The organism is Leuconostoc suionicum, from assembly GCF_001891125.1.
Taxonomy (GTDB): Bacteria; Bacillota; Bacilli; order Lactobacillales; family Lactobacillaceae; genus Leuconostoc; species Leuconostoc suionicum.
In genome coordinates this window covers 1,501,370-1,522,433 of sequence record NZ_CP015247.1, presented here as the reverse complement: position 1 = coordinate 1,522,433, position 21,064 = coordinate 1,501,370, and the positions used below count along the sequence as shown (strand labels likewise).

19 protein-coding genes are annotated in these 21,064 nt (G+C 37.1%); all 19 read left to right on the top strand.

The genetic code is table 11. The features are described from left to right. Nucleotides 1–73 precede the first annotated feature (73 nt). The 19 genes from rnc to hisI all read left to right on the top strand — a co-directional run bounded on the left by rnc (nucleotide 74) and on the right by hisI (nucleotide 21,064). Nucleotides 74–784, top strand: coding sequence for a ribonuclease III (gene rnc, locus A6B45_RS07565; RefSeq protein WP_072614032.1), 711 nt, complete (start codon nucleotides 74–76; stop codon nucleotides 782–784). Beyond that, nucleotides 781–4,338, top strand: a complete 3,558-nt coding sequence (gene smc, locus A6B45_RS07560; RefSeq protein WP_072614031.1) for a chromosome segregation protein SMC — start codon at nucleotides 781–783, stop codon at nucleotides 4,336–4,338. The genes rnc and smc overlap by 4 nt, the downstream gene beginning before the upstream one ends. A 71-nt stretch (nucleotides 4,339–4,409) precedes the next feature. After that, a complete protein-coding gene (gene ftsY, locus A6B45_RS07555; protein WP_072614030.1) occupies nucleotides 4,410–5,798 on the top strand; it encodes a signal recognition particle-docking protein FtsY in 1,389 nt (462 codons plus the stop codon). Further along, nucleotides 5,795–6,139 carry a YlxM family DNA-binding protein gene (ylxM, locus tag A6B45_RS07550; protein WP_072614029.1) on the top strand — a complete coding sequence of 115 codons (345 nt, stop codon included), beginning with the start codon at nucleotides 5,795–5,797 and terminating at the stop codon, nucleotides 6,137–6,139. The genes ftsY and ylxM overlap by 4 nt, the downstream gene beginning before the upstream one ends. A 42-nt stretch (nucleotides 6,140–6,181) precedes the next feature. Then, complete coding sequence (gene ffh, locus A6B45_RS07545; protein ID WP_072614028.1) at nucleotides 6,182–7,657, top strand: signal recognition particle protein; 1,476 nt, start codon at nucleotides 6,182–6,184, stop codon at nucleotides 7,655–7,657. Beyond that, nucleotides 7,657–7,836 (top strand): hypothetical protein, encoded by a 180-nt coding sequence (locus tag A6B45_RS07540; protein WP_072614027.1) that lies wholly within the window; start codon nucleotides 7,657–7,659, stop codon nucleotides 7,834–7,836. The genes ffh and A6B45_RS07540 overlap by 1 nt, the downstream gene beginning before the upstream one ends. 68 nt (nucleotides 7,837–7,904) lie before the next feature. Beyond that, entirely contained in the window at nucleotides 7,905–8,711 is an 807-nt protein-coding gene (locus tag A6B45_RS07535) for an HAD family hydrolase (RefSeq protein ID WP_072614026.1), read from the top strand. 49 nt (nucleotides 8,712–8,760) lie between these two features. Then, nucleotides 8,761–9,609, top strand: a complete 849-nt coding sequence (gene hisJ, locus A6B45_RS07530) for a histidinol-phosphatase HisJ (RefSeq protein ID WP_072614025.1) — start codon at nucleotides 8,761–8,763, stop codon at nucleotides 9,607–9,609. Between the two features lie 102 nt (nucleotides 9,610–9,711). Next, nucleotides 9,712–10,767, top strand: a complete 1,056-nt coding sequence (locus tag A6B45_RS07525; RefSeq protein ID WP_072614024.1) for a glycosyl hydrolase family 8 — start codon at nucleotides 9,712–9,714, stop codon at nucleotides 10,765–10,767. Nucleotides 10,768–10,782: 15 nt separating this feature from the next. Further along, nucleotides 10,783–12,756: a glycosyltransferase family 2 protein gene (locus A6B45_RS07520; protein WP_072614023.1), complete on the top strand. Its 1,974-nt coding sequence runs from the start codon at nucleotides 10,783–10,785 to the stop codon at nucleotides 12,754–12,756. 49 nt (nucleotides 12,757–12,805) lie between these two features. Beyond that, entirely contained in the window at nucleotides 12,806–13,531 is a 726-nt protein-coding gene (locus A6B45_RS07515) for an EAL domain-containing protein (RefSeq protein ID WP_072614022.1), read from the top strand. Beyond that, the gene (locus tag A6B45_RS07510; protein WP_072614021.1) at nucleotides 13,528–14,640 is read left to right on the top strand and encodes a GGDEF domain-containing protein; all 1,113 of its coding nucleotides are present in this window, start codon (nucleotides 13,528–13,530) and stop codon (nucleotides 14,638–14,640) included. The genes A6B45_RS07515 and A6B45_RS07510 overlap by 4 nt, the downstream gene beginning before the upstream one ends. Nucleotides 14,641–15,055: 415 nt before the next feature. Continuing rightward, on the top strand, nucleotides 15,056–16,663 hold the full coding sequence (gene hisG / locus A6B45_RS07505) for an ATP phosphoribosyltransferase (protein WP_072614020.1): 1,608 nt from the start codon (nucleotides 15,056–15,058) through the stop codon (nucleotides 16,661–16,663). Further along, entirely contained in the window at nucleotides 16,660–17,937 is a 1,278-nt protein-coding gene (gene hisD, locus A6B45_RS07500) for a histidinol dehydrogenase (protein ID WP_072614019.1), read from the top strand. The genes hisG and hisD overlap by 4 nt, the downstream gene beginning before the upstream one ends. 1 nt (nucleotide 17,938) lies before the next feature. Next, nucleotides 17,939–18,526 (top strand): imidazoleglycerol-phosphate dehydratase HisB, encoded by a 588-nt coding sequence (hisB, locus tag A6B45_RS07495; protein WP_072614018.1) that lies wholly within the window; start codon nucleotides 17,939–17,941, stop codon nucleotides 18,524–18,526. A gap of 51 nt (nucleotides 18,527–18,577) precedes the next feature. Then, complete coding sequence (gene hisH, locus A6B45_RS07490; RefSeq protein ID WP_072614017.1) at nucleotides 18,578–19,195, top strand: imidazole glycerol phosphate synthase subunit HisH; 618 nt, start codon at nucleotides 18,578–18,580, stop codon at nucleotides 19,193–19,195. Continuing rightward, nucleotides 19,192–19,908, top strand: a complete 717-nt coding sequence (gene hisA / locus A6B45_RS07485; RefSeq protein ID WP_072614016.1) for a 1-(5-phosphoribosyl)-5-[(5-phosphoribosylamino)methylideneamino]imidazole-4-carboxamide isomerase — start codon at nucleotides 19,192–19,194, stop codon at nucleotides 19,906–19,908. Before hisH ends, hisA begins: the two co-directional genes overlap by 4 nt. Continuing rightward, a complete protein-coding gene (gene hisF / locus A6B45_RS07480; protein WP_072614015.1) occupies nucleotides 19,905–20,669 on the top strand; it encodes an imidazole glycerol phosphate synthase subunit HisF in 765 nt (254 codons plus the stop codon). The genes hisA and hisF overlap by 4 nt, the downstream gene beginning before the upstream one ends. Beyond that, on the top strand, nucleotides 20,666–21,064 hold the full coding sequence (gene hisI, locus A6B45_RS10370; protein WP_014325020.1) for a phosphoribosyl-AMP cyclohydrolase: 399 nt from the start codon (nucleotides 20,666–20,668) through the stop codon (nucleotides 21,062–21,064). The genes hisF and hisI overlap by 4 nt, the downstream gene beginning before the upstream one ends.

Below are 21,064 nucleotides of genomic sequence, written 5' to 3'. Positions count from 1 at the left end.
TATAACTTTTCGAAAAGTATGGCCGCTTTTTTGATATAATATACTATAGACTACGCTTTAAAAGGAAAATAACGTGTCACAAGACAGTTTTAAATCATACATTTTAAAAAAATTTAATATCTCATTTAATGACGAAAGCCTATTAACAGAAGCTTTAACGCAACGTAACTATTTGAATGAACATCCGGACGAAAAAGGTCGTGACTACCAGCGCCTGGAGTTTCTAGGTGACTCTGTCATGCAAATGATTGTTGCTGAGTATTTGTTCAAGCGCTATCCTGACTGGCACGAAGGTCAATTGACCGAAATGCGTATTGCAATGGTTCAGACAAGATCATTTGCGCATTTCTCACGCATGGTTCATTTAAACGAAGGTATTCGTTTAGGAAAAGGTGAAGAGATGAGCGGGGCGCGGGATCGCGACTCATTGCTTGAAGATATTTGGGAAGCTTTTATTGGTGCATTGTATCTAGATCAAGGGGCAGGTGTCGTTAGACAATTCTTAAATCAAACATTATTTGCAGCAATTGATACAGACTTTTTTGATCGTTTTATTGATTTTAAAAGCCGACTACAAGAGCGATTACAGACCAAGGGGTCTGTGGATATTGATTATCAGACTGAAAAAGAGGAACAATTATCAGATAATACCCAATTATTTGAAGCGAGTGTCTCCGCTAATGACAAAGAATTAGCGCGCGGTACTGGTAAATCCATCAAAGATGCTGAAAAAGCAGCTGCCAGAGCAGCACTAAAAATACTGGAAGATAATGTCAACTTATGAAACTAAAATCACTTGAAATTAGCGGATTTAAATCATTTGCTGATAAGACAATGATTGAACTAATGCCTGGTATGACCGGTATTATTGGACCTAACGGTTCAGGAAAATCAAACATCATTGAAGCGATTCAATGGGTAATGGGCGAACAATCTGCCAAAGATTTGCGTGGGACAAAAATGTCCGACGTTATTTTTGGTGGTACCGATAAACGTGGTGGATTGAATCGCGCTGAAGTGTCAATCACTTTTGATAATTCTGATCATTATATACAATCTGATTTTAATGAAATTCGAATTACGCGAAAGTTGTATCGATCAGGTGAAAGTTCCTATTTAATTAATGGTGTTGAGAGCCGGTTGAGAGATATTCATGAATTGTTTATGGATACTGGCTTGGGACGTGAAAGTTTTTCAATAATATCTCAAGGGCGAGTTGAAAGTATTTTCAATGCGAAGTCCGAAGATAGACGTGGCATTATTGAAGAAGTTGCCGGCGTGTATAAGTACAAGCAAAATAAAGAAAAGGCGCAAAAAGAATTAACCCAGACAAGTGATAACTTATCACGTGTGGCGGATATTATTCATGAGATTGAAAGCCGAATTGATCCATTAGCGGAGCAGGCGGCAGAAGCAACAGATTATTTAGCTCAAAAAGAACGTTTTGATACGTTAGATAAGGCGCGATTAGCATGGTCAATTCATGATCTCAATGGTCAAATATCATCAACGACTAAACAAGTAGAAACACATGACAAACGTGTTAACCAGACAAAGCTAGTACTAGATGTTATCAATAAAAAATTATTAGATAAACGTCAAGAACGTGTTAGTGCACAATTGTCACGGGATAGTTTACAGGCTACAATTCTAGAGTGTACTCAAGAACGTGAACGTTTGATTGGCGCTAAAAATTTAGGGGCACAGCAAATTTCAACACTAAACAGAGATGTTGAAAGTGCTAAAAAACAGGAGTTTGATTTACAAAATCGTGTTCGAAAATTAGATGAACAAATTAGCCAAGTAGAGAAACAAAAGGACGATTTACAAAAACAACACCAGCAATTAAAAATTAGCCTTGGTCAATTTGATACAAGTGTACAAGTCGAGTTACAACGTGAAATACAAAGTAAAATTGAAGTAAATCGCCATCATTATATTCAAACAATGCAGGATATAGCGACACTGCACAACACACAAAAGAATGACGAAAAGCTATTACAGCAGCTAGAAAGTCGTCAAAAAGTGTTGTCAGCACGTCTTGATAATGAAAACAAAGAGTTAACAGCTATTCAAAGAACGTTTGACAAAAAGGTACCAAACATTGATCATGATGATGTGAACATTACAGAACTTGAAAAAAATGTAGCAGATTTAAAGCAAGACATTGGTGATGCAGCAAAAAAATATAAATCCACAGAGCAAAATTGGTACAAGGTGTTAGATGAATTGAACAAGGTGCGTAGTCATCGCGATGCGCTCAATTCATTAGACGAGTATGCCGGCTTTTATCAGGGTGTTCGCGCACTGATGAAGCCACAAACTTTAGAAAAATTTAGTGGCATTAAAGGGGTCATTGCTGAATTAATGGCTGTTCCCAGTCGTTATGCTTTGGCAATTGAAACCGTATTAGGTGGCGTGTTACAACAGGTTGTGGTAGATAATACATCAACGGCCAAGCAGGTTATTTCTTATTTAACAAAAAACCGGGCGGGACGTGTTACAATTTTACCAATGGATACCATCAAATCACGTCACTTAAGCGGTCTGGAAGCCGTGCGACACATGGATGGCTTTATAGGAGTTGCCGCGGATTTGATTGATATGCCTGAGGAAATGTCTGCTATTAAAGCCAACATATTAGGGACAACCGTTCTGGCGGAAAATCTAGATCAAGCAACTGAAATTGCCAAACGTGGACATTTTCGTTTTCGCGTGGTAAGTCTAAATGGTCAAGTTGTTAATGCTGGTGGCTCTATGACGGGTGGCGCAACGCAAAAACGTGGTGCAACCTTGTTGAGTCGCCAATCTGATATTGCTGAACTAAGTGAACGTGCAGATGAATTATCTGTTCAAGCAAGAACATTAGAAGAAACACTGCAGTTGAAACGTTCGACTGGTGAACAGTTACAAGAAAAACTACTTTTGGCACAAGAATCGTTGCGAGCGGCTCAAAATGATACTAAAAAAATCGATTATGAGTTATCGCGACAACAGGATGCTATAAAGCAACAAAAAAGAGCTGTGCAAGCTACTCAATATGAATTGAAAGAAGTAAGCGAACAACAATTAGAACTAAAAAATCGCATAGCAGAGTTTAGTATTAAAATCGAAAATATTGAACAACAGAAATTGGACCAAGAACAACTAACTGCGAAATTGGCTCATGAGCTAGAAACAGCTTCAATAAAATCACAATCAACAAATGAAGAAAAGGTCACGTTGCAAACTCAGTTTGCAACAGTTGGTGCTCAGCTTGACAGCATTAATGGCCAGTTGAGTTTATTACAGAATCAACGTGATGAACTACAGAGAGAGTATAGTATTGTAGAAGAAAATTTAAAAAATCTGCAAGAACAATTGGCTATAGCGCAAGGTAATGTAGCTAACCAAAGTATAATTGATGATATATCACGTCAACTTGATGACACACAAGAAAAGTATGACAAGATTAACACACAAATCGTGACTTTGGCGAACAGCATCACTGATTTAGAAGAGCAATTTGCAACGCAACAGGAGACTTTGAGAACGCTTATTGGATCACAAAGTCAGTCTGCAGCGCACTTGGCTCGTTTGCAGACGCAGATAGAAAATCTGCAAACGCAATTACTGACGCAGTACGATGTTGGCGATGTGGAAGCTTTGTACCAAAAAGTTGCTGACATGGATTTTCAAAATATTACCGAACAGTTGCGCTTAGTTAAACGTAGTTTAGATGAAATTGGCAATGTTAACATTGGTGCTATTGAAGAGTATGAGTCTGTAAAAACACGATTTGAATTTTTGACAAAACAACGCGATGATTTGAACTTAGCTAAAGAAACACTGCTACAAACAATTGATGAAATGGATAAGGAAGTACAAGTTCGTTTTAAAAAGACTTTTGATGCGGTCGCGGCACAGTTTTCAGATATTTATGCCAAAATGTTTGGTGGTGGTCGTGCAGAAATTAGCTTAACAGATCCCGCACATTTATTAACAACGGGCATTGATATAACAGCGCAACCCCCTGGTAAAAAGTTCCAGCAAATGAGTTTATTGTCTGGTGGTGAAAAAGCATTGACTGCAATTACGCTGTTATTCGCTATTTTGCACGTTCGACCTGTTCCTTTTGTCGTACTTGATGAAGCTGAAGCGGCATTGGATGAAGCAAATGTGGTGCGCTTTGCTAGATATTTACGTGAATTTGCTGGTGATACACAATTTATCGTTATTACGCACCGTAAAGGAACGATGGTGAATGCTAATTTGCTATATGGTGTGACGATGCAAGAAGCTGGCGTTTCTAAAATGGTCTCAGTTGACTTGGACAGAATGGAAGAAGCGGTTTCGTAATTGTATAATTTGCTGTTTAAGAGACAGCTAAATAATCAGAAGCGATTGTTACTTGGATTAGGAGAAAATAAATGGGATTATTTGATATTTTCCGTAAAAAGAAAAATGAAACGGTTGAGCAGGAGGCTGTATCAGAATCCACTGAAATTTTGAGTGAATCTGAATCTAATAGTGATGCTTCTGAGATTGAGCAAAGTACTGCTGTATCTGAAAGTACGTCAACCGTGACGCAACCGATGATGGAACAAGTTGGTTTAGTTAACGAAGACGAAGCCAAAATTTGGCAAGAGGCGCTTGACAAACAAAAAACCAGCACCCCACAATTAACAGAAACAGAAACAGAAACAGAAACAGAAACAGAAACAGAAACAGAAACAGAAACAGAAACAGAAACAGAAACAGAAACAGAAACAGAAACAGAAACAGAAACAGAAACAGAAACAGAAACAGAAACAGAAACAGAAACAGAAACAGAAACAGAAACAGAAACAGAAACAGAAACAGAAACAGAAACAGAAACAACTGAGCAACAAATTTACGATGCAGGATTGAAAAAGTCACGTACTGGCTTTGCAGATAGGTTCAACCGATTTTTGGCTAATTTCCGTTCGGTGGATGAAGATTTCTTTGAAGACTTGGAGGAAACTTTAGTTGGTGCGGATGTTGGCTTTGATATGGCTATAAAGATTAGTGACGAACTTCGAGAAGAAGTGAAATTAAAAAATGCGAAGCGTAAAGAAGACGTTCGCGATGTCATCATTAAAAAAATGGTTGATTTGTATGAGGCTGACGGTATAAATGAAGATGCCACAATGAATTTTGCACCCAAAGGACAAACAACAGTTATTCTATTTGTGGGAGTGAATGGTGTTGGTAAAACAACAACGATCGGTAAACTGGCAAGTAAGTATCAAAAAGCGGGTAAGTCTGTTTTGTTAGCCGCAGCGGACACATTTCGTGCTGGTGCTACCAAACAATTGCAAGAATGGGGTGAACGTGCACATGTACCCGTTGTTGCTGGTAAAGAAAAAGCGGATCCTGCTTCTGTTGTCTTTGCAGCAGTTGAAAAGGCTCGCGATGAAAATTATGATGTTTTATTTGTTGACACGGCAGGTAGATTACAAAATAATGTTAATCTAATGCAAGAACTAGAAAAAATGAAACGTATTATTCAGCGTGAAATTCCTGAAGCACCGCACGAAGTTTTGTTAGTTCTTGATGCAACAACCGGTCAGAATGCATTGCAACAGGCAAAATTGTTCAAAAACTCATCTGATGTCAGTGGTATTGTGTTGACAAAAATGGATGGTACAGCTAAGGGCGGTATTGTTTTTGCCATTCGTAATGAAATGCACTTACCAGTCAAATGGATTGGCTTTGGTGAAAAATCCAGTGATTTACGCGAATTTAAGCCTGAAGAATTTGTTTATGGGCTATTCAAAGAATTGGTTGAATCATGAATTTAGCAAAAAAGACCCACATCAACGAACTATTTGGTTTCTATGAAAAATTGTTGACGGATAAGCAACAAGCTTATTTACGTTACTACTTTGAAGATGATTACTCTATTGTTGAAATCGCTGAAGCGGAGACCGTTAGTCGCCAAGCAGTGTCAGATAATATCAATCGAGCTATTGAACAACTTGAAAAATATGAAAGTATCCTTCATTTGCAAGTCGATTTTGCAAAGCGACAGGCATTAGAAAAGGATGTTGAACAATATATCGAGACACATTATCCAGATGATAATGTGTTAAAATTATTGGTACAGAAGCTTTTAACGACGGAAATTGATAACTAGAAGGGAAATGTGCACAAAATAGTGTGTACAGTTTAATAACCTATGGCATTTGAAAATCTAACAGAACGCCTATCAAAGGCAATTAAAAATTTGACAGGACGTGGCCGTGTTAGTGAGGAGGATTTGCGCGCAACAATGCGGGAAATCCGGTTGGCCTTATTAGAGGCCGATGTTAACTATGACACAGTGAAAAAATTTGTGGCCAATGTTCGCGAAAAAGCAAGTGGCACTGATATCATGGAGGGTTTGAATCCAGCACAACAAATTGTTAAGATTGTTAACGATGAATTGATTGCAACAATGGGTGAAGAAGCGGTGCCGTTAAATAAGTCACCAAAAATACCAACAATCATTATGATGGCTGGTTTGCAAGGTGCTGGTAAAACCACAACAGTCGCTAAACTTGCCTACAAACTCAAAAATGAAAATAATGCCCGACCATTATTAATCGCTGCAGATATTTATCGTCCTGCTGCGATTGATCAATTAGAAATACTTGGTCGTGACTTAGATATTCCAGTTTTTTCAATGGGCACAGATGTCAACCCACGTGATATTGTTCGAGCTGGACTAGAGAAGGCTGCTGAGAATAAAAATGATTATGTGTTCATCGATACAGCTGGACGTCTTCAAATTGATGAAGAATTGATGCAAGAATTAAAAGATATTGCAGAAATTGCCGATCCTGATGAAATACTATTGACAGTTGATGCCATGACTGGGCAGAACGCAGCGGAAACGGCCAAAGGTTTCTCTGCTTCACTTGATTTAACGGGTGTTGTTTTAACAAAGTTAGATGGCGATACGCGTGGCGGTGCGGCATTGTCTATTCGAGATGTCACTGGAAAACCAATTAAATTTGTTGGTCAAGGTGAAAAACCTACTGATTTAGATGTTTTCTATCCTGACCGTATGGCTTCGCGCATTTTGGGCATGGGCGATGTCTTAACGTTGATTGAAAAAGCGCAACGCGATTTTGACGAAGAAGAGCAAACTAAACAGCTCGAAAAAATGCGTCAAAATACATTCGACTTTAATGACTTTGTTGCACAATTAAAACAAGTACAGAGCATGGGGCCAATGGAAGATTTGTTAAAGATGATTCCGGGAATGGCAAATAATCCAGCTTTAGCTAATGTTAATCTTGATGCTAAACAATTCGCTCATTTAGAAGCAATAGTTGGCTCAATGACACCAGAGGAACGTGAGAACCCTGATTTAATCAATCCTTCTCGTCGTCGACGTTTGGCGGCTGGGGCCGGTCGGCCAATTGTTGAGGTTAACCGTATGATTAAGCAATTTGATCAAATGCGTAAAATGATGAACCAAGCAACTAATGGAAACTTTGGTGGTATTGATAAAATGATGAGTGGTTCAGGTATGGATATGTCCTCAATGATGGGGGGCATGAATGGTGGAATGCCTAAAGGAAACTTTGGACAAAAGATGCAAAACTTTGCTGTCAAACAAGCAGCTCGTCGCTTACAAAAGGCGAAAAAGAAACGCGGACGTAAGTAATGAAAAGTTTAGAACGCATTTTACCAATTTTTGTATTTGTCGTGTTACTTGGATCAAATTTACTTAACCTTTCTCATTTTTCATTTGTATCAGTTTTCTTTGCTGTTTTTTGGCCACTGTTGGCAGGTGTTTTTGTCTTCGGACTCATAAAGTTATTGTGGTGGTGGGTTCAAAGATAATATACTTTTATTTTAAATATATCTAATGTTTGTTCGTAATAGACCGTTTATGTATAAAGGAATCGATAATGACACTTAAACTTATAGCATCAGATCTAGACGCAACTTTTTTACGAGACGATAAAACAATTAATGAACCACTTTTTCGAGAAGTGTTGCAAAAAATGAAAGCACAAAATATGCAGTTCATTGTGGCGACTGGCAATCATTTGCAAAAAGTTTTAGAGTACTTCAAAAACTTTGAAGGTGAGTATCAAATTATCGCCAATAATGGTGCTGAGGTGATGCTAGATGGTGAAGTGCAAAATGTCAAATTTTTGCCTAAGGAAGCATTGAAAACTATTTTTTCTGTCACTGAAAAATATCTCGATGATGTTGCGGTGGGATTGGCGTTTAATGGACAATCAACTACATACATGTTAAAGTCACAGGCAGCAATTGGTGACACCTTCAAAATTTCCTCAGAATATTTTGAAAACTTAACATTAGTTGACAGCATTGATGATGTGGTCGAACCAATTTTGAAGTCAACAATTGTTTTATCTCATAATGAAGTAGCCTATATGAACGATCTCAAATCTATTTTAGGTAAAATTGTCCATGTCACCACTTCAGGATATGGTGCGATTGATATTGTTGATTCTGATGTAAACAAAGCTAATGCATTAAAGTATATTGCTGATGCATTACATGTTGAGGCGAAAGATATTATGGCATTTGGCGATGGACTAAATGACATGGAGATGTTGGAATATGTTGGGCATCCGGTTGCGATGACTAATAGCGACCCAGAATTATTAAAGCACGATTTTGCTGTGTCTGTAGCTGATAATCAAAATGATGGTGTCCTAAAGACAATATTAGAAAACGTTTAACACACTTGGCGTGTGTTTTTTTGTTATAGTAGAAAATAAGGTAATTATAATGATAAAAAAAGACGGACACACACACACACGATTTTCTCATCACGGAAGTACAGAGCAACTTGATGAATATATTGAGCATGCTATAAAATTAGGTTTCACAGAGTATGTTGTGACAGAACACGCACCATTGCCTCAAAAGTTTTTAGAGACATTTGTTGGCCCTGATGATGCCCGTGATAATTCAGCAATGGCGGCTGATGAATTATTACTATACAAATCAGAAGTTGAGCGGATTCAAGTTAAATATGGTGATCAAATAACAATTAAAGCTGGGTTTGAGATAGACTACCTTAAAAACTATGAAAGTGACATACGTAGGTTTTTGAAAGAACAAGCTAGTTGGATTGACGAAATTGTTTTGTCTGTGCATTTTTTGCCTAATAATGATGGGATTATTGCACCTATTGATTATGACCCAGAGACCTTATCAGCATACTTTAGTGATGAACGACAAAACCCGCAAGTTCTGTTTCAACGTTACTATGATGCGGTGATGCAAAGTGTAAACTTTGATACTGGGTTAAAAATACCGGTTCGTGTTGGACATATTACCCTTATTCGTAAGTATCAAAAGTTGTTGCAATTACCGCCATTTGATGAAGTAATCAAGCAACAGATTACTGAACTACTACAGAAGATTAAGCAAAAAAATTATCAGTTAGATTTTAATGCTGCTGGTTTTAGTAAGCCATATAATGGTGAGAGTTACCCTACATTTGATATTGCTGAGCAAGCAGTGAAGATGGGGATTAAACTGATTTATGGATCAGATGCTCATAAGGTTGATGCGTTAGGATTGTATTTTGATGAGATGAATCATTTTATTGAGGAGGTTACCAAAGAATAAATTTAGAGGATAGGTATAAATATACAGATGAGTCAAAGAATTAAATATACTTCACTATTTCTAGTGATTGTTTGTAGTGCTATTTTGATTGTGGGAGGGATTATGAAAAGAACTAACCCAGTTTACAAACTATATCATTCATGGCAGTCACATTATGTTAAAAGTGTTAATGAAGGAACTTTCGTCAATGGCAGTGATGAAAAAAATAGCCAAGAGGCACTTTCAGAGTCTCAAGGCTATGGCATGCTAATAACGATGTTAGCTGCAAAAAAAGATTTGGCCACACAGGCTGATTTTAATAAGTTCGTCATATATTATCAACAACACACTATTAGTAAGCAGAATCGTTTAATGGCTTGGAAACAAAACAAGTCAAATAATAATATTCAGACGTTAGCTAAAAATAATACTGATGCTACGGATGGTGATATGGATATCGCCTATGCACTACTAATGGCTGATCAAAAGTGGCATTCGACTGGAAAATATAACTATAAAAAGTTAGCTACTAACATTGTAAACGATTTGATTAAATATAATTACAATGATGAAAATGAGTTATTGCGCGTTGGAAACTGGGCAAAAAATGATGAAAAGTACAATAATCTGATTAGAACATCGGATTTGATACCAAGTTATTTTAAAACATTTTACGAACTAACTGATGATAAGCGTTGGCAAAAAACTTATCTTAAATCTATTCGTATTTTAGAAAAACTAAGTGACAAAAATAAAACTGGATTAATCCCAGATTTTGTTTTGGTTACTGATAATAATGTCTCAAATGTTGCTCCAAATACCTTTGAAAGCGAAGATGACAACAAATATGCTTGGAATGCTAATCGGGTGCCACTTAGGTTAGCATTTGCAACGTCTAACCAAGAACTGAAAAAAATTAATAAAAAAATATTAACATTTTTTAACCAGCAAAACAGTATCAAAGCTGTTTATAATTTGGATGGTAGTTCTTCAAATGATTATAGTTCAATGGCATTCACTGCGCCGATTGCGGTTGCTGCTTATCAACAAAAATCTGAATTCCAGAATCTGTCAGAAAAACTACGAAAACAGGTATATGATGACACACTATCCAAAAACTATTACGCTGATACGTTAAAAGTATTGGCTGCATTAATGATTGACAACGAATTGAAATAACCACCAGGAGAATCTATGAGTACATTAATTTTAAGTATAGAGGGGACACTGTTACTCTTAACAATTGTTTGTTTTGGCTTAGGCAGAAAGTATCATTTTTTAAAGCAAGTATTAATCATTATATACATTATAACTATGATGATTTACTTGGGCTGGCGAATTGGTTGGACAATTCCAACGAACAGTATTTTCAGTATAATACTCGGTGTCATTTTAATATTAGCGGAAATAGGTGGATTTTGTTTGTCTTTAGTTTTCTACAGAATATTTTACAAAAAATTTCATCGTCCGATTCAGAAGCTAGATGTTTATAAAGACGGCCATTATCCGAGTGTTGATGTTCTTATTGCGACCTACAATGAAGAAGTTACTATTTTAAAGAGAAGTATTGTTGCTGCACTATCAATGAAATATCCTTCTCAAGAGTTAGTGAATATTTATGTTTGTGATGATGGTAGTCGTGGTGAAGTAAATCAATTGTGTCAGGAGTTGGGAGTTCACCATGTTGTGAGGGCAACACATGAACATGCCAAAGCGGGCAATCTTAATCACGCATTAACGGTTTCTCAAGGTGAACTTGTTGTGACTATGGATGCCGATATGGTACCGCGTACCGACTTTTTAGAAATGACAATAGGTTATTTCCATAATCCTAAAATGGGGTTTATTCAAACACCACAGACTTTTTTTAATGATGATCCTTACCAATTTAATTTATTTGCTACGAACACAATTGGAAATGACCAAGACTTCTTTATGCGTGGTATAGAGCAGCAAAAAGATGCGTTTAATGCCACCATGTACGTTGGCTCTAACGCTATATTTAGAAGAGTAGCTTTAGATAGTATTGGCGGTTTCGCAACAGGAGTCATCACTGAAGATATGGCAACTGGTATGTTGCTACAGGCTAAAAAATGGGAAACAGGTTTTGTCAATGAAAACTTGGCAAGTGGATTAGCCCCTGAAACCTTTGGAGACTTGATTAAACAGCGTGATCGTTGGGCTCGTGGTAATATTCAAGTTGCAAAAAAATGGCACCCTTGGCGTGTCAAAGGGCTCAATTTAATGCAGCGAGTTATCTATACTGATGGTATTCATTATTGGTTTTCTGGTGTATATAAGCTTGTATTTCTCATGTCACCAATCTTTTTCCTAGTATTTGGGCAATATAGTCTGCAGACAAGCTTTAGTCAAATATTAGTCTTTTGGTTACCATCATTTGTAGCGTCTCAATTAACATTTAACTTAGTAAGTGAAAAAAGGCAAACAGTTATGTTAAGTAATATCTATGAGACAGCTACTGCTCCATTCATGGCATACGGTGTATTTAATGAATTATTCTTCAAATCTAAACAAAAGTTTGCTGTGACACGTAAGGGTGTAAATAGTGAGGATAGCTTCTATAATTGGCGTACTGCTTGGCCAATTATTGTTTTGTTAGTTCTGTCTTTGCTCGGCCTTGTTAGGGGAATTTTATTTATATTTGGCGTATGGGATAGTCCATTTCCAAAAGAAGGAATTTATATTAATATATTTTGGTTGTTCTATAATTCTTTTTCTTTGATTTTGGCAAGTTATCTCTCTAATGAACGTCCTAGACTGCGTAAATCAGAACGTTTCATAGCAAATCAAACTGTGTTGATTAATTTTAATGAACAAAAGAATATCCGAGGGGAAATACTTGATTGGAATGAAGATGGTGCTCGTATCGCTTTGATGACAGAAAATGTAAGCAAGTATACTCATGGCATATTTGAAATTAATGGTATTCAATTTAATTTTAAATGCGTTTGGCAACATCAAAATAAAGACAGTCCTATTATTGGTATTACTTTTGAAAACCTCGACATATTGGCGTATGAATATATCATACAAAATACGTATGCTCAAGCATCGACGAAATATGAAGATCCACAGTATTCAAACAGATTATGGCATATTGTTGTGAAGTGGTGGATAGATACACTTCGCAGACGAAAGGCACATTAAAAATAATTAGGTACAGGATAAACTAATTTGAAACCATCGGAGAGCAGCCATGACTGACTATCACGAACAATTAAAAGTAGTTGACGATTTATATCTTGTGATGCAGCCTGTTGTCAAAGTCACTGCTAAGCAACAAAAAACAATTGAATTTTATGAAGTTTTGTTACGTTCAAGGAAAACAAAAAAATTTCCTGGAAACATATTTTTTGATTTGCTAAAAACCGCTTCAGGTAATGAAATGGTATTATCTTTTTTTGAAAGTCATTTAACAGAAATGCTTCAAAAAAATACGCGTACTATATTTTCAATTAATTTAGAAATTATACAATTTAAATTCCCAGAAACACTGCAATTTTTCGAAAATATGGGCAAATGGTCTTCAAGGATTATTGTTGAAATTACCGAAAGACCTTATAGTATAAGCGAAAAAGACATTTTTTTTAATAATGTAAAAGAAATTCGAAGAATTGGGTACAGAATTTTTGTTGATGATATTGGCAGTGGAAGAAATACATTATCTTGCGTGCAGGATAACATAGACTTAATTGATGGTATAAAATATTCTTGGGAAAACTTTAAATATATGCCGAGAAAAATAGGTATTTCACTTTTAAAAGAATGGGCACATTTAGCTCACACTAATAGTATAGTCTTTATTTTTGAGGGTGTTGATAGTATTGACAGTTTAATATTTTTACAAAATATAGGAGTAATACATCAACAAGGGTGGTATATTGGCAAACCAAAAGAGTGTATAAATGAGGCATATAAATGATAACCTATTTATTTAGTTATATAATTTTAATGGTAATCATCATGAATTTGGCGATTTCCACGCTAATCAGTATGAAGTTTTTAATGTATAGTGATTCTGGAAGCCGTTATGAACAGTGGATAAAACCTATAATTTACGTTGCCATGCTTTATACTGCAATGTCCGTTTCGTATCATTTTATTGGTGTTGTAGCTCATGAATATTTATTAGCACTTCTAATTTTTTATTTAGTAGATAAAAAACAAGCTATCATCTTAGTAATTATTACACCGTTTGTGCGAATGTTGTATATGTTGTTTGTTGATGGCCATTTAACGGTGATAAATATTGTGGCTTCATTGGCAGTCGCGGTAATGGTTATTATTTACATGGAAGTATCCGATAAGTTGATTGCTAATCAGACACTTTCTATGATTATTTCTGAAGTGCTTATTGTAGCAACAAATCTGTTCCTTGCACCATATATTCCGCATGTTGTTATATATAGTATATTTAACCAACCGACAAACTGGATTATCCGCGCTAGTGTGGCCGTAATTACACTCTTAATTGTTCGCAAGGTTTATTTTCAAGTTACAACACTGCAAAATAACAATACTGAATTGCAGAAAGAAGTATTATTCGATAAGTTGACTGGTTTCTTTAATTATAAAAAATTTGAACAAGATGTGTTAACAAATGCTGATGAAAATGTTGATGTTGGAATTGCCATTCTTGATTTAGATTATTTTAAAAATGTTAATGACACATATGGGCATGAAGTTGGAAATCAAGTACTGAGGCAGTTTTCAATTTTTTTAAGAGAAAATTTAGCTTATAAACTAAGTCCGACCGATTTGGGTATATATCGGTATGGTGGCGAAGAATTTGTATGGATATTTAATCCTAGCATGTTTACTGATGTTAAACACTTCCTGAAAAATATTCAAAATGACTTTTTGGAAATACCTTTAGGAGACAAGGGACATCATATGAGTTTTTCAGTAGGAATCAGTTTTTCAAGGCACCACAAGTATAATTTGAAGTTGACGTTTGATGCCGCTGATGACTTGTTATATCGTTCCAAAAAGAATGGTAGAGGGCATATAGTAGTTGAAAACGATTATTAAAATAGCAACCATTTATCGATTATTTATTTGATTCAATAGTAATAGCGTACTATGAAAAAGATTATATTAAAATAAGTATTGACATATATAATAATTGTTGTAAAATGAAAATAACTTAATAAATTATTTAGCTGAAGTTGGAAAAGTAGTTAATAGTCATACTGTACAGGAAGTGTTCAAGCTAACGCATTGAGATGAACGCCAGTATTATTAATGAAAACACACCAACGAGCTGAGTGGTTACAAAGCCATTCCGGAAATTCCCGATACCGAATAAGCCTGTGTTAGCAGGCTATTGAGCTTTTTTACGTAAGTAAAATTGAAATCAAGGTGGGAACACGTGAAGACGTCCTTGCAAACTAATTTAACAGTTTGTAAGGGCGTCTTTGTGTTATATGGCATTTAGGAGATAAAAATGAACGATAAAGTATTAGCGGCCGGTTCGCGAGACGAATTTGGTGAAAAATTACAACAAAAACAGAAAATTTCACAGATGATAACTACGATCCTAAATGAGGCTGATTTTACGCCGATTAATACACCATTGATCGAGCGGGAGAGTACATTTGATAAATATCAAAACAAGAATGTTTTTCGTTTGTTTGATCAGGTTGGTGAAAACTTAGTTTTACGTCCAGACCTGACCTTGCCAATTGCGCGTTTTTTATCAGCCAATCGACAACAAAATAGTATGTCCAGACTTTATTATATAGGGGATGTCTTTAGACGAACTGATAGCTTGTCGGGCGATTACAATCAAGAAACTCAGGCCGGCATTGAGCTTATTGGTGATCAAAGTTTTGATGCGGAAATTCAAGCACTAGACACGATGCTCAAATTTGCGCAAGAGTTTGGAATTGTTGATGTACAGGTGGTTTTGAGTGATGCTCGTTTTATTGATGTGGTTTTAGAAAATTTGCAATTAGATCAGGACTTGCGACAACGTATGAAGCAAGCTATTGAGCAAAAAAATGTATCGGTCTTTGAGGAACTGCGGGCCACTATTCCTGATTTCCCGGAGGGGTTAGCTGGCTGGCCCTTAGCATTTGGTGAAGATGGCGAAACAGTGATGTGGCAACTGCAAGAAATACCGGCAGTTAATGATATTATCAATGGCTGGTTGAAATTAGCTGAATATACGCACAAACATTATCCAGCAGTTGCAGTTACGGTTGATTTGGCAGCGGCTTCACCACAACCATATTATACGGGCACAATTATACGCGGTTTTGTTCCAAGTTTAGGCCGTTATTTATTTAGCGGCGGTCGTTATGATCGTTTGTTAGAAAACTTCCAGAATAAATCATTACCGGCAGTTGGTATGGGATTAAATATTGAAACAATTTTAGCTGACTGGCGACGTAAGCCTGAGGAAATGAAACCACAAGAACCTATTGTGATGGTACTTGGCAAGGGACGTGTTGAAAAAGATGCACGACCGTTATTGAAAGCGGCTGGTATTGATACTTCGCTATTAGAAAACCCAGCACGTAAATTAATATTTGATAGTGCTGACGGAAAATATCGCTTTATTTTGGTAAAACCGAGTGATGTCGTTAAATATCTTGACCGTGGCATTGGTGATGTTGGTATTGTTGGTTCTGACACGATAGCTGAGCAGGTACAGAATCATTACGATGTGCTTAATTTGCAGACAGGAAAAGCAGAATTCGTTGTCGCTGCGCCAGACGGCTTTAGCCTTGATACGCCAACGCGAAAGCGAATTGCCACAAAATACCCCAAAATTGCGACCGAGTACTTTAGTAATCGTGGGGAAGATGTCGAATTAATTAAGTTAGAAGGTTCAGTTGAACTTGGACCACTTACTGGTCTATCGGATGCCATCATTGATATCACACAGACAGGAAACACACTGCGCGAAAATCATCTGCACGTTTATGATGCTGTTGGCCCAGTAGCTACCCACATGCTCGTTCGTGCTGGCGCTCTGCTGCGTTTCCAATTAGAGCTTACGAAAGTCATTAATAACCTTGTTAATATTTTGAAAGAAGAAGAACAATGAATATTATTAAAAATGAATCACTAGAAGTAATTAAAGCACGTATTCGTCAACAAACTGAAAAAACAGTAGACCCTCAAGTTGAAGCACGCGTTGCTGACATTATTAAAAATGTTCGTACCAATGGGGACGCTGCTCTGAAAGAATATGGAGAGAAATTTGATGGCGTTAGTCTGGATAAATTAAAGGTAACAGATGAACAAATAGAAGAAGCATTTAATCAGGTTGATCCAGATGTTATTAAAGCATTAGAAAAAGCTGCTCGTAATATTCGAAGCTTTCACAAATTAGAGGTTGGTGAATCATTTGAGGATAGCCCCAGTGATGGGGTCATTCGAGGTACAAAAGTAACGCCACTATCTGCTGTTGGTATTTATGTACCAGGAGGAACTGCTGCTTATCCCTCATCAGTTTTAATGAATGCTATTCCGGCTAAAATTGCTGGAGTTGAAAACATCATTATGGTGACACCACCGCAAAAGGATGGGTTAAATCAAGCAGTGTTGGCCGCTGCAAAAATAGCCGGCGTTGATCGTATTTATCAAGTTGGGGGAGCACAAGCGATTGCAGCATTGGCATATGGTACTGAATCAATTCCACAAGTTGATAAAATTACTGGTCCTGGGAATGCTTATGTTGCTACTGCTAAACGTGATGTTTACGGACAAGTAGATATTGATATGATTGCAGGACCATCTGAGATTGGCATTTTAGCTGATGATTCAGCCAGAGCAAAAGATGTAGCAGCAGATTTGTTATCACAAGCAGAGCATGATGTAAATGCACGAGCAATTTTGATTACGAATTCTGAAACACTAGCATACGAAGTATCTGAAGAGGTTGAGGAACAATTGAAAATTTTACCTCGTGAAGCAATCGCTCGTAAGGCAATTGAAAACAATGGATTTATTTATTTGGTTGATACAGTTGATTTGATGATTGATTTGATGAATGCCGTAGCACCAGAACACTTGGAAATCCAGCTAGAAAATGCATATAACTATATTGCTAAGATTAAAAATGCCGGATCAGTATTTTTAGGTAAATATGCTTCTGAGCCCCTTGGTGATTATTTAGCAGGTCCAAATCACATTTTACCAACAGGTGGTACAGCAAGATTCAGTTCACCACTTGGTGTTTGGGATTTCCAAAAGCGTATACAATATTTGCAATATTCTGATAAAGCTTTAGCAGCCGATGCATTAGATGTTACGGTTTTAGCACGTGAAGAGGGCTTAGAAGCCCACGCCAGAGCAATTGAAAGTCGAGAAAAATAATATGTCAAGAACAGCAACTATTAAACGAGACACTTTTGAAACACAAATTGAATTAACCTTAAATCTTGATGAACAAACACCCATTAAGGTTGATACTGGAATTGGTTATATCAATCATATGTTAACCTTGTTTGCTAAACATGGGCGTTTTGGTTTACAAGTCGATGTGAAAGGTGATTTACAGGTTGATAGTCATCATACGACTGAAGATGTTGGCATCGTATTGGGGGAAGCTTTCACACAAGCGCTCGGTGATAAAGTTGGTATTGAACGATATGGTGCACAATTTGTACCTATGGATGAAACTTTAACAAGAGCTGTGGTTGATTTGTCTGGTAGATCCTATCTAGTCTTGAAAGCTGAACTTGCTGCTCCGACATTAGGCACGTTTGAAACAGAAGTTGTTGAAGACTTCTGGCAAGGTTTTGCCGATCAGGCCAAGGCCAATGTGCACATTGAAGTCCTATACGGGCGAAATACACACCATAAAATTGAAAGTATGTTTAAGGCAGTCGGTCGTGCAATGCGCCAAGCAGTTACTATTAATCCGGAAATTAAAGGGGTTAATTCCACTAAGGGGCAAATTTAAAATATTAGATGATTTTGTGAAGTTAAATCGTATAATACAAAGGAGAAATATATGGCGATTATTATCGTAGACTATGGCGCGGGTAATATTAGAAATGTCATGAAAGCAATTGAATATACAGGATTAGATGCTAAAGTTTCACAAGATCCTGCCGATATTGCTTCTGCTGATGGTCTTGTAGTGCCAGGAGTTGGCGCTTTTGCTTCAGCAATGGATAAGCTTCGAGAACGTAACTTGGTTGAACCAATAAAAGAGTTTTCAAATAGCGGTAAACCATTGTTGGGTGTTTGCTTAGGGATGCAGTTACTTTTTGACTCATCAACTGAATTTGGTGAAACGACAGGTCTTGGGCTAATTCCCGGGCAAGTAGTTGAATTACCTAAACAAGAGAATTACAAAGTACCGCAAATGGGCTGGAATCAGAACAAAGTGAGCCAAATCAACCAAATCACTCGAACAATGAATGATAAATATACTTACTTTGTACATAGTTATTATGCGGTAACGGACTCTAAATATATTGCGGCAACTGTTAATTATGGACAAGTTGATGTACCAAGTGTTGTGGTTAACAAAAATGTGATTGGTGCCCAATTCCATCCAGAAAAATCTGGACAAGATGGATTAGAAATTTGGCAAAACTTTAAGGAAATGGTAGAAAACGCATGATTTTTCCAGCAATTGATTTATTAAATGGTCAATCAGTTCGCCTTTATCAAGGGGATTATGAAAAAGAAACCACAATTAACCCAGATCCATTGAAGCAGGCAAAACAAATTGAAAGCGCTGGTTTAAAGCATTTACACTTGGTTGATTTAGATGGTGCCAAGGAAGGAAAACCAGTTAATCTAAATGTCATTCAATCTTTGCGAGAACAAACAAACTTGTTTATTGAACTTGGTGGCGGTATCAGGACTCTTGAACAGGTTAATCAATACTTAAATTTAGGCATTAATCGTGTGATTATTGGATCAGCAGCGTTGGCTCATCCGGAACTTGTGCGAACGGCGGTTGCAAAGTATGGATCCGATAAAATTGTCGTTGGTGTTGACGGCCGTGATGAAAAAGTTGCCATACAAGGTTGGCTCGAAAATTCTGATACGAGTTTTGATGATATTGTTGAAGCTATGTTATCAGTAGGTGTTTCGAATTTTGTTGTCACCGATATTGCCAGAGATGGAACCCTTTCAGGCCCTAATATTGAGCTACTATCACGTTTACAAAATAAATTTCCTAAAAGTAATATTATAGCTAGCGGGGGTATTGCCAATATTAAAAACGTTACAGATTTACAAACGAGCGGTATTCACGATATTATTGTTGGTCGAGCACTTTATGATGGCGATGTGACACTAGCTCAATTGAAGGAGGTGGATGGATGACTTTAGCCAAACGAATTGTTCCAGCATTAGACATTAAGAATGGTAAAGTAGTTAAAGGAGTTAATTTTGTCAACTTACGTGAAGTAGGTGATCCCGTTGAATCAGCGAAAGCATACCAGGCTGCTGGCGCTGATGAGCTAGTGTTTTTAGACATTACAGCAACTTTGGAAGAGCGGGATACCATCATGTCAGTCGTCGATGCTGTTTCTAGAGAAGTATTTATCCCCTTGACTGTTGGCGGTGGTATTCGAACGACAGAAGACATGGCTCGTTTAATTAAAGCTGGAGCTGATAAAATATTTGTTAACTCCGAAGCAGTAAAGAACCCAGCGTTAATTACGGACGGGGCTAAAATATTTGGTTCCCAGGCCATCGTCGGCGCTATTGATGCTAAGTGGGATGAGTCGGCTGGCATTTATCGGGTCTACGTTTCTGGTGGATCTAAGCCTACAAGTCTTGATGCTATTGAATGGGCTTCTGAATTAGTCGCTCGTGGTGCTGGTGAATTACTAGTAACAAGTATGGATGCTGATGGAACAAAAAAAGGGTACGATATTCAACTTTATAATCAACTAACAGATGCTGTGAATGTACCAGTAGTAGCCTCAGGTGGTGCTGGTTCAACACAAGATTTCATTAATTTATTTGAGAAAACTAAAATTGACGCAGCACTAGCTGCTTCGGTGTTTCATTTTGGTGAAATTAAAATACCAAATTTGAAACGGACATTGAAAGATGATGGTGTGGAGATACGCATATGATTGGAACTGAACCGGATTTCAACAAGCAAAGTCAAAATGGTTTGATCCCTGCTGTCATTGTCGACACGGAGACGAAGGCATTTTTGATGCTAGGCTATATGAACAAAGAAAGTTATTCATTAACCAAAAGTACTGGTCAAACTTGGTTTTGGTCTCGTGAACGACAAGAATTGTGGCATAAGGGGGAGACTTCGGGTAACATACAACAGGTCGTTAGCATGACATTAGATTGTGATTTAGATACCCTGCTTATTCATGTGAATCCTGCAGGGCCAGCGTGTCATACTAATGCTTACTCATGTTTTTTTAACACGATAAAGGGTGAAGGGTTAGCAGACGCTAATCAAGCAACAATTGCAAATAAATGGACTGATGGTTATTTTCCAAAAGAGTAA